The organism is Shewanella nanhaiensis (assembly GCF_019457885.1).
GTDB classification, from domain to species: domain Bacteria; phylum Pseudomonadota; class Gammaproteobacteria; order Enterobacterales; family Shewanellaceae; genus Shewanella; species Shewanella nanhaiensis.
Map to the genome: position 1 here is coordinate 134,035 of NZ_JAHZST010000009.1, position 16,464 is coordinate 150,498.

Here is a 16,464-nt window from a genome sequence, read left to right on the forward strand (position 1 = left end):
ATAACGGTCAAGGAAATAGGTTAATTTAGAATAAAAACATATAGATGGAAATCACGTCGGTACAATGCAGTATGTGTTAGTGATGGAGAAGAGTTCATCCGTGCTTTTAATTATAAGCTAAATCAGATCACTCTATTAATCAGCGGCACATAAGTGTCATATTTCATTTTTAGAGAATATTTCAATATGCTGCTGAATTTTAACTTGTAGAAAGCAAGTGTTAGAAAAAACCTATATAGTAAAGCTGAATATATTTATTACTGGTTTGTAATTTGATAGCAAGCGTTGGGAAAAGCTTATATATGATCAACATACTTCTGGTTATCGGCATGGGTCACCCAGGCATAACCTAATCGCTCAAGAATTCGGTAAATATTGGAGATCTCGTAATTAACGCCAAACTTTTCAGCGATAAACTGTTGGACATCACAACCATGAAGTGGTTTTGTGCTCCGAGTTGCGATTCTACGTTTAATAAACTGAGACAACTCTAGCATCTGCTCTTCATTCAATGCTGAAGGCCTGCCTGTGTGTTTTTTATCTTTTAATCCCTCCAGCCCTGAAGATAAATAGCTTGTGATCCATTTATTAACACTGGTTCGGCTAACTTTTAAATAATCAGCTATTTGATAACGGGACTTACCCTCTTGAAAGTGTAATAAAGCCAATAACTTTAGCCTCATTCTCGCGTTCGTCTCTTTACGAACTAATTTCATTAAATCTTCAGGTTCACAAATATTATCCGCCATCTTAAATCTCTCTATCCATTTGATAAATATCGGGTCTTATCTGAAGCACTCCCCATTTATCTACCCAAGCTGTCTGGTAAGTTATTAATGTAGGAACCGAATTCATCACAGGAAAATGGCGTGTATCTCTGTTATCTAAAGCCTGTTCAAACTTTAGTGCCACCGCCTCATTATCAAGTAGTTTACTGGAAAGCAATACAGGTGCAGACAAGCGAATACAGCCATGGCTCAACGCTCTATCTGTAAGCGCGAATAAAGATTTATCTGGCGTATCGTGCAGGAAAATTGATTGCTGGTTATTGATAGAAAACCTCAACTTTCCCAATGCATTGGCTTTTCCGGGTTGCTGTACCAAACGATAATCTTTAAGCAGTACAGTTAAGTTACTTTCACCATCAATGCTCAAGGTCTTCTGATCTGAACTTCGAGGATTAGTCTTGTGCAGCGCAAAACCCTGATGATTTAAGTAACCAGGTTGGTGAGCATGCAGCGGGAGCAATTCATTTTTGACAATGCTATGAGGTGGAGTCCAACTTGGGTTAACGGTAATTTGAGTCAATGTCGTATTTAACCTCGGAGTTGGGCTCATTGGTTTTCCGACGATTACCCGCATATTCAGCGCCTCACTCCCTTTATCAAACAACATTAGGCTATAGTCAGGAATATTTATCCAAATATATTTATCAGGTACTTGCTTCGGAAGTAGAGCCAAACGCCACAAGTTATCTTGCATCTGGCTCAGCCTCTTTCTGGGAGAGATGTTTATTGCAGCTAAAGTTTTGGAGTCGACAATGCCACTAGCCTCAATACCATGGCGTTGCTGAAAATACTTAACTGCTTCTATCGCATTAGGGTCAAAAATTGAGTCTCGATACCGGATCTGCTTTTTCACATCAAGATCGCCTAAAAAAGTTAACATTGATCTCAGTTTTTTTATCTGCACTGAACTTTGTCCCAACCTAATATCTACCTCTGCTAAGTTCGGCCAGAATATAGTGAGCTTTTCTTGATACTCACGGATCATATGTCGCAACCGGACAACATCAGCATAAGGTGGGAGTATCTCATTGATATAATTGTTAACTTCTCCTCGATTAATCACCTTAATAAATGCCATTTTAGTAAATTGTACATTGTTACCCATTGACTCAGCTCTTCGTGAGAGCACTGACAAGATAGCATAGGTAATTTTTAGCTCTTTTAAGCTGATCTGCTTAGCTAAACCGACATACTTATCTTCTATATCAACAAGCTCAATGCCTAAGTCGCTTAACAGCTGCATTGCTGATACACCACTTGTGTTCAACTCTTTACCATTAAACCAGATTGGCTTATCTATCACTTTTTCATAAAAATGCAAAAGTCCAATCTCAGCTTCATCACTTCCCGTATCAGCCTCACAAACAAAACTTATCGAACCACATATACAAAAAACACAGATGAATAATGCTTGAATACACCTCATAGAGAACTTCCCTACTTAGAGACCAATAATTGTCATGAAAGTATCGCTCCTCAGCAGTCCAACAGATCAGACTCATTTTCAAAGAAACTAAATATCACTTTAATGTGTAGTACATAACATCCATTGAAACAAACTTAAATAGCTGAAAACAGTCAAAAACTGTGCAAAAAATACAGCAAGACTTTTTTGCGCGTCTATACTTCAATTGCAAAAATAAATTTATCGAGAGTTCAGTTTTTATCGGAAGATCAATGGATAACATCAAGGTTTTTGGGGCTCAATTCATTCTAATCAGCATAATAGTGTTATTACTTGCCAGTATGATCACGCCCGCGTGGAAAGTTTATCAAATACGACTATCTATCAACTCAGGAACCCCCTCAGGAGACTCACTTGCTGAACGCTATTTAATTTTGGGTGATTGGCCAGCCTCTACGAATGGATTCAATATAGTAGAACATAATCAATACTTTAAAATAACTACTAACAAGATACCAGCAATGCAGAACCAAGATGGGCTTAAGTGATATCACCCTTCTTATCCATCAACATGGGGTAAACATTAGGAACAGCAATGGGACGTGCTTTAACTAATAACGCAATGGAAATAACGATGGGGCGAACATTCCTGCGCACTGTCACCCTTATGTTACTCTCCTTAATAGCTCTATACATATTGAAGCAATCACTGCAATTTTACACTCCAATATCGATCGCTGAGGCAATGCTTCATATCCGCACTGACGATATCTTAAGCTTAGGTTTTTTACTGGATCTAGCTTACTTTTTTCTCTTAACCATATTCCTGCATCTACTTTGGTCGCTTATCATTACTGTGTCATGCTCACCATGGTTTCAGATAATTGACAAGGATAATATACGTACACAGATCTGGTTGATCATTATGTTTGCTCACATTGCCTTAGTATTATCAGCCAATGCCTACTTATACCCCACATCATTGCTAGGTTTTATGCGAGACACACCGCTTGCAAGCCCCATGGGTTTATTCAGCTTATCCCTCCTGCTCTCATTTCAATTTATCTGGGGAGTGCTCAGCTCATTGAACAGAAAAGTATTACTAACGTTAACACTTACCTGTATCGCACTAGTGCTTTTTTTCAACCTTCATCGCATTCTTCCCCTCCACCAAACAGCGACCTCTAAACCTAATATTTTTATTATCGGAATAGATGGTCTTAGGCCTGATCATCTAGCATTGCGAGATAAAAAAAATACACTGACACCACATCTAAATAGCTTCATTGCCCAATCAATCACGTACGATAAAACCTATACTCCTCAGGGGCGCACCTATGTGGCTTGGATGAGCTTGTTAACGGGCCAGTATCCCGTTAACCACGGGGCAAGATTTAACCTTACCCCTCCGGAGTTAGTTCACAAAGCACTGCCCTTAGTCAGAGAGCTCAAGCAGCAAAATTACAAAACAAGCTATGCAATGGATGAAAGACGCTTTAATCAAATTGATCATGAGTATGGTTTCGAGAATATTATTGGCCCCAAGATCGGTGCTGCTGATGCAATTATTGCAAATATTGCTGATTTCCCACTGATAAACCTGTTCGTCAACACACCATTCTCACAACTCTTATTTCCCTACCTATCATTAAATCGTGCATATGGAAAAGCATACGATCCCTACCTATTTAATGAAAAAGTAGTCAGTAGTTTATCGACCACAAGGGCTAATTTCCTGTCCGTGCACTTTTGTCAGCTACACTGGCCCTTTACCTCTAAAGAGTTTATCGACCCAAAACAGGTAAACTGGAAAGGAAACTATAACCATTTTATGTACCAAGGGATGCTCGAAAAAGTAGATAAACAATTTAATCATTTCATTGAGTTACTCTCAGATCGCGGTTATCTGAATAATGCCATCATCTATCTGATCTCAGATCATGGTGAAGGCTTTATGTTAGATAGAGACAAGTTAATCGCGCTAAGCAGTCTGTCAGATAAACAAAGCAAGTTAAGTGTTAATTCTTGGGGGCATGGAAACAATGTACTGACTCAGGAGCAGTCTGATGTACTCATGGCATATCGACGATTTAGTGATGGAAAAACTGTTCAGGAAGGGAAAAAAATATCCGGCACCTTTTCATTAATCGATATCGCCCCTAGCCTCTTTGATGAACTCAACCTTTCATTAAATAAGAGTGATAAACAGTTTGATGGGATAATACTGCCTAAGTCCACGCAGTCAAAAGACAGTAATATCTTTGAAAGAAACATTTTTGTAGAGTCTTCACTACCTGTTAACGCCATAAACACTAGCTTTATTGATGATAGAAAAGTGCTTTCCGAAACCGCTTCGGATTATGAAGTCAGAGAAAACGGCAGAGCGGTATTACAAGCAGAAAGATACCCCAGCTTAGTTAGCCAAAAACAACGTTCTGTTTATTATCAGAAGTGGCAATTGGCCATGTTGCCTGATTATGACAGCCTAGTTTTAGTTAATACCTTACAAAAAAGCTGGCAACCAATCTCCTCCTACCACGGAGATGCCCCCTGGCAAAAAATGCTTGCTTGGTTATGTGCACACTATAGAGATGATTATCAATTCGATAAACACAATGCATGCAAGGACACTAGCCGACAAGTGAGAGAGGTAAGTTCAATGCTATCCAGTCCATAAGCGGCCCTATCTTAACGAGCGTTTAAAATGCGAAACCAAGCTGAGCAATAACGGCATTTACCTGCTCATATAAGCCTAAATGTGCTAACTGCCCCACTCGCTCATCTCCATTGTCCTGTGGCCTATGCTGATAAAGTTCTAACCGATAAGAAAACTTTGTTCCCCCTTGGAGTTTATGACCGAATTTAATACCAAATGTATACGCTGTTAATTTCCCTAACCTGCTATCTGCACTGCCGTATTCTGGTAATTCACCCAGTTCAGGCAAGAATGCATGATAAAAATCGGCCGCTGATTGTCGATAGTAGCGTAGATGGATCTGACCATAGAGTGAGTCAGTAAACTGATAACGATAGTGCGTTTCAACCGTATGGGAATCTATACCCCAGTCATCAGCACTGTATCGATAGGAGAGATCAACGACTCCAGTTTCTAGTGCACCTTTGGTTAACAAGAATACACTCTGTTTATATCGTGTATCTGGCCTATTCTCATAGAGGTAGCCCTGAGCCATACCTCGCTCATCAACTTGGCTAATTATTTTGTAGGGATCGGTCATATACCCATCGAGATAGGAAAAACTATAGTTACCTTGTACTAGCCAGTATCGATTCAGAAGTTGCGTAAACCCAGCACTTAAATCAAAAGTATGCTTAATGGAGCTCGATAGATCCCTTGTTTTGTCAAAAGCTTGCTTAAATTCTGACTGAGATGAGAAATCATCTCTAAATAACATCGGAGCCCAAGAAGTGGGCCTTCCCCCAACAGGATCTATGATGTCGTAGTAATAGCCTAACGCAAAATTCACAGCGCTATTTCCCCTGTTGAATGACCGTTCGGCGCCACTATTCACCCCAAGGGAGGTATAGTCATATTCACGAGATAGGTGAAAGCCCAAATTGACCTTATCGGTATTAGAGAGGGTTTCAGTCCAGTTACCATTTAGCTGTAGTCGAGTATCTTTAAAGGTATCATCCAAAGGTGTTTCGCCATTTTTGGCATGATAAACCCCATTACCAGAGGGTCGTGTAAAGGTTTGTTGTTGCTGTTGAGGAGCAGCGCCATTGGGAGATGCCCCAGTTAAGGTATCTAGGAGGAGTTTTCCCTCAAGTTCACTCTTATCCCCATAGCTAGCTTGAAGATTAAAAATCCCTTCCGCCGCGGTCACCCTATCCTGTTCTTGATAATAGAGCAGCGCAGTTTCTATTTTTGTCACCTCAAGTTTTTTCCCGCTCACTATAGCGGGTAGACTGATACTGGTTTTATCAGCATCCCCTATATCTTGAACTGTCTCATCTATCTCTGTAGCCATAGCAGGTGTAGAAAATAGCGCTAAACTCGCTATAGTCAGGCTTTTATTGATATTCCTGTACCGCTTAAACTGATGATTATCTGATGTAACAGAGGTAAGTTCCAATGTTGAACTCTCTTGTATTGAGCAATTTTGTGTAGAGCTCTTTTGTATTGAGCGGCGCTTTTTTCTTATCGCTGTTAGTTGCACCCACAGCCTCCACCACCTTGTGAGCGGCCACCACTCGTCCCCTCTTTACTGAAATAGATATGATCGTCCAACATAAGATCTAACTTTTGATTATCGAGCGCCATATCTTCTCGAGCGAACTGATCCCGCTCCCATGGCTGAACACCTAATGTGGAACAACCACTGCAAAGCGTAATAACTAAACACAACAACTTACCCTGTCTCCACTTTCCACGAATAACCATTATTTGCTCTCATTTAGCAATTTAACAATTTCAGTTTCATATTCCATTAAATTTTCCGCATAAAATCCGACATGGGTACTCACAAGCTCCCCCTTTCGATTAAAAAGATAACTCGATGGCATACCAAGGATTTCAAACTCTTTAGCGACCTTATGCTCTACATCATAAGCGATGGTAAATTGTGCAGGAAGCTGCTGTAAAAACTTAGCGGCAAGCGTACTATCAAAGTCGAGGTTGACCGCGACAATTTTCAAGCCTTTATCTGCATATTTATTATGCATCTCATCCATCCAGGGAAAAGATTTGCGACAGGGCCCGCACCAAGATGCCCAGAAATCAATATAAACCACCTGCCCACGCAATTCAGAAAGGGAATAAGATTGGCCATCCCCTCCCTTCACTTCAATATCCAGCCTTGGCTCAGCCCAAACCATATTCATTGGTAACAGAGATATTGCTACAACGAAAATAATCGATACGAGCTTACCGTAATGATAACTTAGTCTATTTACCATGTTAGCTGACTTATTAATAACTAATGATGACTCTTTTATACACTGAGAAACTGATAAGTGACAGCGCTGTACTCAAGAAAAACCTACGAGTAAAAATGATAACTAAAACTAAGCCAGTTCATTTGATTAGAATCAAAAAGCAATATTGTCATTCAATGCTATTATTGATGGTAATAACTAGCACGAAATATGGCGAAATAAAGAATCGTTATCATCAACTCATTTTAAACTTAGCTTAAATCCATATTTCCCTAATCTTACTTTTAGATTTCATAGCCGTAAAAACAGTGTCATACTTTATAAAGGACATAAGAGGCGGTAGTAGATTGGATCTCACAAAGCTAAATAAAATACCAAAAAAATCCTCCTTGCTACTTCAATTTGCAGGATTAGTCACGATAGCCACCTATGTACTCTATCGCATCATTATTAATGATTATGCACTAGCAGGCATTTTGACTCTGTCTATCGTACCTTTAGCAATCTCTATGTACTTAGAGTGGAACAACAGAGCTAATTTAATTCAGAAACAGCTCACACTTATCATTATCTGTATTGCTATCAGTTATAGCTGCTTTACCCTAGGCTACAAAGGGCTGCTATACCTTTTCCCAACGATTTTTGTGATATTTTTTCTCTTTAATCTTAAAACCGCACTGCTTTTATCCTTTATCTATAGCCTTGTTAGTTTACTGTTAGCACTGAATATCGAAGAGAGCCATGTAGTGATCCGTTACTCGATAGCCATATTGGATTGTTTAATATTTGGTGCCATCTTCTCTCATGTCGTGAATAAGCAGAAGCAAGCACTACTTTATTTTGCTAACACTGATGAACTAACGGGTGTTTACAACCGTAAACGCCTAATAAAAACATTGACCCTCCTACTTCAAGAGTACGCATTAAACGGCACTCAATCATCCATACTGCTACTCGATCTCGATCACTTTAAAAAAGTTAATGATAAATTTGGTCACCTCATTGGCGATGAAGTCTTACGTATAACAGCTCAAATCTTAAAAACACACACACCAGATGATGCTGAGGTGATTCGATATGGCGGCGAAGAGTTCCTTATCGTACTGGCTGGATTAGATATGGATCAGGCCTCAATAATTGCTCAGGTTTTAATTGAGAGAATATCAGCCTTGAAGATCTCACAAATACAGGGAAATATAACTTGCAGTATAGGGGTTAATTCCCTCCCTGCTACCAACATAGATCAGTGGCTTGCCGATTGTGATAAAGCCCTTTATCAGGCAAAATCAGATGGCAGAGATCGATATATCCTAGCACAAGAGCTTAAGCCTACTCATTACTCAAATAAGAAAGATTATGTGGATACAAAAAGAGTTCAACCTAACCAGTAAACCACGAGGTTTTCACCTCATTACTGATGAAATCTTAAATGCTATCGAAGAGATAGCCTCATTACGAATAGGAGTTTTACACATTTTTATTCAGCACACTTCTGCAGCCCTAACCCTTAATGAGAATGCAGATCCTAGTGTTAGAGTGGATTTTGAGCGCTATTTCAATCGACTCGCCCCAGAGAATGAAACTTACTACACCCACACCTACGAAGGCTCGGATGATATGCCAGCTCACCTCAAATCTAGCCTGTTAGGTGCATCACTTACCATTCCTATCACCAACGGCACGTTAAATTTGGGTACCTGGCAAGGTATCTACCTGTGTGAAGCAAGAGATAGAGCAAGCTCCCGTCACCTCATAGCCACGATACAGGGTGAATAGCCTATCTATCACTTTCGGCTTAGATCTATCCGCTCTAACCTTTTCTTTCTTGCTCCTATTTACACTAAACAGAGGAGTTGGAGCGGTTGTTTTTTGTGTGATACCGCGAAATAATTAAGTATCGATAGCGGTATTCGGAGGCAAAAATGAAACTGCCTACCACACAATCAAGCAGTCTGAGTAACCTTGAGCGTCTACAGGAGGAGCGACAGAAACTGCAGGAAAAGCTTTCAACAGGCCTTAAGATAAACCGAGCTGCAGACGATCCTGCAGGTTCACAAATAGCAAATAGACTAACCTCAAGCATCAATGCCGCAGATATTCGAACAAACAATGCCAGAGATCAGCAAAGCATCATCAATACCCAAGCTGGCCAATACGCCTCAATTACAGATAACCTATTACGCGCTAGAGAACTAACCATACAAGCTGGCAATCCAGTTAATGATAAGCAAGCGATTCAAGCTGAACTTGACCAGCTTACCGAAGAGATTAATGTTATTGCTGAGCGAGTATTGGGACAGAGCAACTTTATCCCCTCTTTAGATGCAAGTAACCCAAGTGCTGCACAAAGTGATATTGAAAGTGCCAGTGCAACAGTCGATGCTAACGCCAGCACCGCTGGTGCGCAAAGCCGTGGACTAGATAGTCAGATTAATAATTATCAGATAAGCAGCACCAATAACCAAGCTGCTCGCTCAAGAATTCAGGATACTGATTATGCACAATCGGCATCAGATCTTCTCAGAACCGAACTTCAATTGAAAATCGCAGTAATATTAAAGAGGGATGAAGAGGAGCGTAAAGGACTACTCCTCAATAAATTCGTTTAATTTAAAATAGAAAGCCGCGAAAACTCATGCATACCAACCAACATCAAGCCCACTACTCATCAATAGCTAAAGGCTTTAACAGTTCAAGCCAATCATCCCCTGTCATCTCTGTCAAATGCTGGGTTTCACTGTCATAGATACTTTGGGCCAGATTATACTTGCTCTCCTGCAATCTCTGAATGCGCTCCTCAACCGTATCTTTACAGATAAGTTTATACACAAATACAGATTTATTCTGGCCAATTCGGTAAGCTCTATCGCTTGCTTGCTGCTCAGCAGCAGGGTTCCACCAAGGGTCGGTATGAATAACCACATCGGCGGCAGTCAGATTCAATCCAGCTCCCCCTGCTTTTAAGCTAATAAGGAAAACAGGGACCTCACAATTTTGAAAACGATTAACTAAACTCGCCCTATCTCGGCTTTTACCTGTAAGTTCAACATGGGGAATGGCTAAACTTTCAAGTAGCTCGGAGATTAAAGTTAACATACTGGTAAAGGAGGAGAAAATAAGTATACGCCTTCCATCTTCAAGCATGCTTGGAAGTTTATCCGCAAGCCAATTTAACTTACCAGAATGTGTCACACCAGCGCTATTAGGCGATTGATTCTCCATCTTAGCGACCAGCTTCTGCCTTACATTCATCGAATGATTAGCCACTATATGTTCTGCGCTTTGCCCCTCTTCATCGGTTCTGTCTTCAACATGGGTTATCTTAAGCAGATCAGGATGACAGCATACCTGGCGTAACTTCAGTAAAGCATTACTGATCGCTAGACGGTTACGCTTCATTCCTGAGAGTGAAACGGCCTTTCTTAGCTCCTCAGACATGGTTAAACGGATCGTTTCATACAGATCCCCCTGTACCTGAGTCAAGCTAATATATTCATTAATAACAGTCTTTTCAGGGAGTTCTTTCGCAACATCCGCTTTCATCCTTCTTAATAGGAATGGATTGATCCTCCGTACTAAAGCGCCACGAACCTCTTCATCCTCCTCCTTTTCAATTGGTGTCTGGTATAAACGATTAAACTGAGCTGAGCTGCCCAAAAAACCCGGCATCAAAAAATTAAACTGAGACCATAGCTCGCCTAAATGGTTTTCAAGGGGAGTGCCTGTTAAACACAATTTATGGGACGATGACAAACTGCCAACGACCCTAGCGATGCGACTGCGGGCATTTTTAATATTCTGCGCCTCATCCAGTACCACAAGATGAAAATGCGTATCGGCCCAAAATAGTGCATCTTGCTGAAGTGTGCCGTAACTAGTGATCACAACATCGGCTTGCTCTATCTGCTCAGCATTTTTATGTCGCTTAGTTCCTGACCATAAAAGCACGGATAAATCAGGTACAAAGGTCTGAGCTTCATGCAGCCAGTTCGCGAGTAAACTGGTTGGCGCAACGATAAAACAGGGCTTAGTTAGTCGACCAGACTCTTTCTCTATGAGTATACAGGCCAAAGTTTGGATTGTTTTTCCTAGCCCCATATCATCGGCTAAGATACCGGAAAAACCTTGTTTCATCAGAAACTGTAGCCAATTAACCCCCTCTTGCTGATACCCTCTCAGCTGAGCATTAAGCCCTTTAGGCGGCTTAGTAAAATGAGCTTTAGTGCCACTCTTGTCTAGGTAGGCATAGATCTTTTCCGCTTTTTTTCTGAGTGAATCGCTGCCTAACCATTCAAATTCACCACCCACTTTAATTAAAGATAATTCAGCAATTCTAGTTAGCTGGTGCAATGGCAAGCTTACCGTATCATCAAGAGATAGCGGTTTTTTATCATATAGCTCAACCAATACGGTTAAGATTTTTTTAATCCTTGCTGAAGGTAATGCAAGGCGCTCTCCACTATCGAGATCCATCAAGAATAGAGATTGACTATCAAGCTCTTCAACTCCCCCCTGACGAATAGCTTTAACTAAATAGGGCAACAGATTCACTTTCTCACCGTTAACCTCGACCCCTATCTCTAAGTCAAACCAACTTTTATCATCTCCCTTACTCTGTACATCCCCATACCAACGCTCTGCATGGATCAATTCAAAGCAATTTTTAAGCCCATAATCTATCTGCCACCCCGCAAGGTATAATCGGCGAAGTAAGATCATCTGCTCACTTAACAGTGGGGGCAACATCCGGGTACCAGTGGGAAACATATCCCATACAGGAGATTCAAAACCTGAAGTTAATAGAGGAAAGTCAGCCAGTTGCACATTAAGCTCAGCCGTTTGCTTCATCACCTCAGGGGCATCGTAGGCGCAAGCAAATATCTCATCCAAGCTGATACTCTGCTCTCCATGAACTAATGAGAAATTTGCCACCTCTAATGCGAACTCAGCCTGCTCAGACCACAAAAACTCAATTTTATGTCGACGAATCGTTAAGCTAGGTGACCAGTCAATATCACTATTAAGTACCGGTTTATCTAGCTCCTCAGTTGTAGGGAGCAAAACTAAGCTCATGCTTGCCAGATCTAAGTAGGCTCGCTCATCAATTTTGATGAAGGAATCGGGATCAAAAAAGTCGTACGGATATTGAGTCTCAATAGTAAAAGGAACCTGCTCACAATCTTTCCAAAAGCAGCGCTGAGTCGCACATAATGTTTTGATGAAGGTCAGTGAATTTAGCGCTTGAATATCAAGTGAAATCGCCTCCTGTTGAGCAGCTTTTTGCTGTTCATCCAAGGTTAATGACAAGGCTTTAAGTTCTGCCAACAGGTAAAGATCGGCTTGAGTGATATATTTAGGTTGTGCAGATTTAGTCGAAAACGCAAAGCCCATATCCCGTTTGATAGAATATCTGCCTTTCTTACTGATATAACCTTTATGGGCGGTAAGGTGTAAAGCGCCCTCATCGCTTAAGGAGAGCAGGTAAACAATACGATGACGGGCCATATTAGGATAGGGATCGAAACGCTGATTAAACTCAGTTTTAAGCAAGCGAATCGCAGTATCAGCACGCTTTTTCTCGCTTGGGTAAGGCGTTATCGCATCTTGTTTAGCGATATAGTCAATGGCTAATGCCGCGAGATGTTCACAGGGAGCTTGCTGCACGCATGAGCAGCGACTATGTTCAGATCCAACTATCGGGCCAGCAGTCCAGTCGAGCTGGGTATCAATCAACTCGATATTCTGGCCATCTTCTAGCTCATCATGTTTATTTTCAGATTTAAATTCACCGGATAACAGCCATGAGGAGTGATCAAAATGAACTAACTGCTCAGCTAACAGAAGCTGCATGCCATTAAAGATTGTTGCTTGACTAAAATACGCTTCTAGCTTGACCAATGAGTTTGCCTTTCGTTCTCGTTGTTTACCTATCTTATGTTGCCCTAGAGCGACAAAAGAATTAAACCCAAAGCGAGAACTATAGCACTCTTGCACCATGACATCAGTTCTTTTAACCCAGTTATAAATCAAAAAATAATCAAGTAGGTCAAACAGCTAACCGATGGCTTATTTTAAGAACAATCACATATAAATAAGTACAAATTTAGTGCATGCATTACAAGGTATTATACCCCACTCAAACGAAGTTAAGTTTCACTGTCTTTAGCTTTTCCAACGATCCGCTTTTTACCTGAGAACATAGCAGAGATAATCCCCGCTTGATGCTTTCTCTCGGCGTATATCACAGCAATAACATGAACTAAAATTAACAGAATAAGAAAATAGGCTCCATAAAGGTGGATCTTACCCGCAATACTTTTATATGGCTTAATCTCATCTAACTTAGTTTTGTCTACACCGGTTTCATCATAAGGTTTAATACTGGCCGCATCCACGCCATCCTGTGCGATATACTCAGTAATAGTACTCCCAAATGGGGGATAGTAGATATCAGTCCCTGCTCGAAATAGCCCTGTTCCAAGAAGCGCGACTAACATCAGCATAATAACCATGACAGCTAATTTTCCCATAGGATTGTGCCCGATATATTGTGGGTTTTCTCCACGACCTAATGCTGACTTATACTCCTTGATTGCTTTAAGGCTAGGTATATTGTGACTAAACCGGGCAAAGCGGCTACCAATAAAACCCCACAGGATCCTAAAGATAAGGTTACCAGCAAAAAGATAACCTATGACCACATGCAGCTCTTTTAACTTAATTTTGGCTTCCAGTGCATTAATACCTAAATCTTTACGAAACAGCATCAACAAGCCAACGAATATCAAGCTAACAACCAGAATTAGATTAACCCAATGAAATATTCGGCTTGGTCTATCCCAGACCCGATAAGTTTTTAGCTCTTCACCTTGCTCATTAGTTAACTTCATTTTGCTCCCCCCGCATACAGAAGTAATTTAATGGTTAGATATTACGCTTTTCTCTCTTTTTTACTGTTAAACATGATTCATAAAACATGGTTTAACGTTTACTGAGTAATTCAAGCAGCGACGATTTAGTCATAGGTCGATAAAAATAGTAGCCTTGAACCGCCTCTATCCCAGCATTCTTAACAAACTCTAGCTCCTCTTTGGTTTCAACGCCTTCGGCAATCACATGCAGCTCCAATGCATGGCTAAGTGTCGTAATGGCTTCAACTAACGCTTGTTGTTTTTTTGATATACCTGAGTCTTGAATAAAGCTCTTATCTATTTTGATCTGATCAATTGGAAAATGACTTAAATAAGATAAAGATGAATAACCGGTACCAAAATCATCCACTGCAATTTTTATCCCCATCTCTCTTAGCGTATTAAGAGAATCGATGAGGTGGGTATGCTGCTTCATTAAAAGAGATTCTGTGATCTCTATGGTGACCATCTCAAAAGGGAAAACATCACAGGTCAACTCTTTGGCAATATGCTGAATCGAATTAACTAGATTATCTTGTAGGGAGTGCGACCAAAATTCATACATTGATACATTAATCGATAAGCCAATATCCGGGGCTATATTTTGAAGCTCAATTAGAAATGACATCGCTTCCTGACGAACCCAATGTCCAATATCTACGATTAAACCACTGCTTTCAGCCAGTGCAATAAACTCATCCGTGGGTATAAACTGCCCTTCATCCTGCCACCTTAATAACACCTCTGCACGCACAATTTTATGAGTATCAAGGCAGATAATAGGCTGAAAATATAGCTCAAATACGCTCGATTCTAGTGCTAACTTTAGTGATGTATGCATTTTTGCCGTATATTCAGCATTTTGTTGCATCTGTTCAGTAAAAAAATGAAAACAGTTCCTGCCCTCATCTTTTGAGATATACATGGCTTGATCAGCGCAGTTTAGTACTTGCTCCAAGCTCATCGCATCTTCAGGAAAACGAGCAATACCTATACTAATACTGGTTAAAACCTGTTTATCTCCTCCTAGGAGATAAGGAATCGACACAGCTTCATTAATCTCATTGGCTAGTAGCTGTAACTCGCTCTCCTTAACCATATCAGGCAACAAGAGTGCAAACTCATCACCGCCCAACCTTGCCAGTAGCGCACTCTCTTTAATACAGGCTTGGATACGTTTACACACAGCTTGCAGGAGTTGATCTCCTTTATCATGTCCTAAAGTATCATTAACTTGCTTAAAATTATCCAGATCCATCAACATAAAGCCAAAGCCTGGATTGAGTCTATCTGACTCTATTTCAGCACTCATGGCTTTAAACAGATGGTTACGATTCGCCAAGTGAGTTAACGAATCATAATTAGCTTGAAAATCAATAATCTCACTCGCCTTCTTCCGTTCACTTATATCACTAAAAAGCCATGAATAAAGGCGTTCATCAGATCCATTCTCTTTAAACACACTGACTGTTAGATCAAGGTGAAAATACTCACCACTCGCTCTGCATCCAAGCAGTTCACCCTGCCAACTCTCTTTCAGTTTTAACTGGGCTAACATGGAGGTAAGCTTATGTCCCGAGGATTTAAAAAAGACCTTAGGCTCAAATAGGTGATATCTCTCTGGGGAGGTGTTTAGTGTCTGGTAAAAAGCTGGATTAGCATCGAGTATTGAACCCAACTGATTGGTTATCGCCATCGCCATGGGTAGATGATTAAATATATTGGCTGTCAGACGTTGAAACTGCAATGCTCTGCTACGCTCAATCGCCAAGCTTGCAAGACGCGCAGCTTCACTGATCAGCACGAGATCCATCTCTGTAGGAGACTTTTCTGTGTCATAGTACATAGCAAAAGTACCAAGTACCCTGTTTTCGCTATTTTTAATGGGTTCAGACCAACATGCTCGTAATCCTGCCGCTAATGGGAGCGCCTTGAAAGGCTCCCAATAGGGGTGAGTGCTGATATCTTCAACAATAACCCGCTCACCGCGAAAAGCTGAGGTTCCACAAGATCCCACCCCCTCACCGATCTCAATACCATGAATAGCTTCATTATAACTATCGGGTAGGTTGGGAGCTGCACCGGTTAACAAACGCTGTCCGTCATCACTAAGTAGCAAAATGGAACCTATCGTTCCAAGTTTCTCCTCCTCAATCAGTAAGACTAGTGAGTCCAAAACTTCATTTAAAGGCGACGCATCAAGCAACATTGCTAGAATAGAGCCATAACGCCTAACACTCATACTGGTATTGGTCAGACTGGGTAGGTCTGGAATTATGTAGTCGCGCTTTTTATTCATTTTTCTCCGCATCTACAAGATATAGTTCTATTTTGATTCTACCTAAATGCAACCTCAATTCAAACACAATTACTTACAATTGCCCACCAAGCCGTACAAATGTAACTTACTTATTACTTGCAAAAAAAACGAGGCTATCAGCCTCGTTTTTCATAATTAACTAAA

General features: G+C 40.7%; 12 protein-coding genes. 4 read left to right on the forward strand and 8 right to left on the reverse strand.

Features of this window, described 5'->3' with window-relative positions; all coding sequences use genetic code 11:
• Nucleotides 1-296: 296 nt before the first annotated feature.
• Entirely contained in the window at nt 297-749 is a 453-nt protein-coding gene (locus K0625_RS13720) for a helix-turn-helix domain-containing protein (protein ID WP_220110213.1), read from the reverse strand.
• A gap of 1 nt (nt 750) precedes the next feature.
• Nucleotides 751-2,214 (reverse strand): L,D-transpeptidase family protein, encoded by a 1,464-nt coding sequence (locus tag K0625_RS13725; RefSeq protein ID WP_220110214.1) that lies wholly within the window; start codon nt 2,212-2,214, stop codon nt 751-753.
• A 613-nt stretch (nt 2,215-2,827) separates the two neighbouring features.
• Between K0625_RS13725 and K0625_RS13730 the strand changes: the two genes are divergently transcribed.
• Nucleotides 2,828-4,870, forward strand: coding sequence for a sulfatase-like hydrolase/transferase (locus tag K0625_RS13730; RefSeq protein ID WP_232847092.1), 2,043 nt, complete (start codon nt 2,828-2,830; stop codon nt 4,868-4,870).
• 22 nt (nt 4,871-4,892) lie between these two features.
• Here the strand turns inward: K0625_RS13730 and K0625_RS13735 are convergent, their stop codons facing one another.
• From K0625_RS13735 to K0625_RS13745, 3 genes are all read right to left on the reverse strand, one after another.
• Nucleotides 4,893-6,287, reverse strand: a complete 1,395-nt coding sequence (locus tag K0625_RS13735; protein ID WP_232847093.1) for a DUF3570 domain-containing protein — start codon at nt 6,285-6,287, stop codon at nt 4,893-4,895.
• Nucleotides 6,288-6,361: 74 nt separating this feature from the next.
• Nucleotides 6,362-6,595: a DUF4266 domain-containing protein gene (locus K0625_RS13740; RefSeq protein ID WP_220110216.1), complete on the reverse strand. Its 234-nt coding sequence runs from the start codon at nt 6,593-6,595 to the stop codon at nt 6,362-6,364.
• Entirely contained in the window at nt 6,595-7,110 is a 516-nt protein-coding gene (locus tag K0625_RS13745) for a TlpA disulfide reductase family protein (RefSeq protein WP_220110217.1), read from the reverse strand. The genes K0625_RS13740 and K0625_RS13745 overlap by 1 nt, the downstream gene beginning before the upstream one ends.
• Before the next feature lie 326 nt (nt 7,111-7,436).
• On the opposite strand from K0625_RS13745, the gene K0625_RS13750 reads away from it, so the two are divergent.
• The 3 genes from K0625_RS13750 (at nt 7,437) to K0625_RS13760 (ending at nt 9,698) form a co-directional block, all read left to right on the forward strand.
• The gene (locus tag K0625_RS13750) at nt 7,437-8,480 is read left to right on the forward strand and encodes a GGDEF domain-containing protein (RefSeq protein ID WP_220110218.1); all 1,044 of its coding nucleotides are present in this window, start codon (nt 7,437-7,439) and stop codon (nt 8,478-8,480) included.
• The gene (locus K0625_RS13755; protein WP_220110219.1) at nt 8,446-8,865 is read left to right on the forward strand and encodes a secondary thiamine-phosphate synthase enzyme YjbQ; all 420 of its coding nucleotides are present in this window, start codon (nt 8,446-8,448) and stop codon (nt 8,863-8,865) included. Before K0625_RS13750 ends, K0625_RS13755 begins: the two co-directional genes overlap by 35 nt.
• A gap of 146 nt (nt 8,866-9,011) precedes the next feature.
• Nucleotides 9,012-9,698: a flagellin gene (locus tag K0625_RS13760; protein WP_220110220.1), complete on the forward strand. Its 687-nt coding sequence runs from the start codon at nt 9,012-9,014 to the stop codon at nt 9,696-9,698.
• Between the two features lie 52 nt (nt 9,699-9,750).
• Here K0625_RS13760 and K0625_RS13765 read toward each other — a convergent pair whose 3' ends face one another.
• The 3 genes from K0625_RS13765 to K0625_RS13775 form a co-directional block, all read right to left on the reverse strand.
• Nucleotides 9,751-12,987 carry a DEAD/DEAH box helicase gene (locus K0625_RS13765; RefSeq protein WP_438944505.1) on the reverse strand — a complete coding sequence of 1,079 codons (3,237 nt, stop codon included), beginning with the start codon at nt 12,985-12,987 and terminating at the stop codon, nt 9,751-9,753.
• A gap of 248 nt (nt 12,988-13,235) precedes the next feature.
• Entirely contained in the window at nt 13,236-13,979 is a 744-nt protein-coding gene (locus tag K0625_RS13770; protein ID WP_220110222.1) for a cytochrome b/b6 domain-containing protein, read from the reverse strand.
• A gap of 91 nt (nt 13,980-14,070) precedes the next feature.
• Nucleotides 14,071-16,299, reverse strand: a complete 2,229-nt coding sequence (locus tag K0625_RS13775) for a sensor domain-containing phosphodiesterase (RefSeq protein ID WP_220110223.1) — start codon at nt 16,297-16,299, stop codon at nt 14,071-14,073.
• Nucleotides 16,300-16,464: the final 165 nt, after the last annotated feature.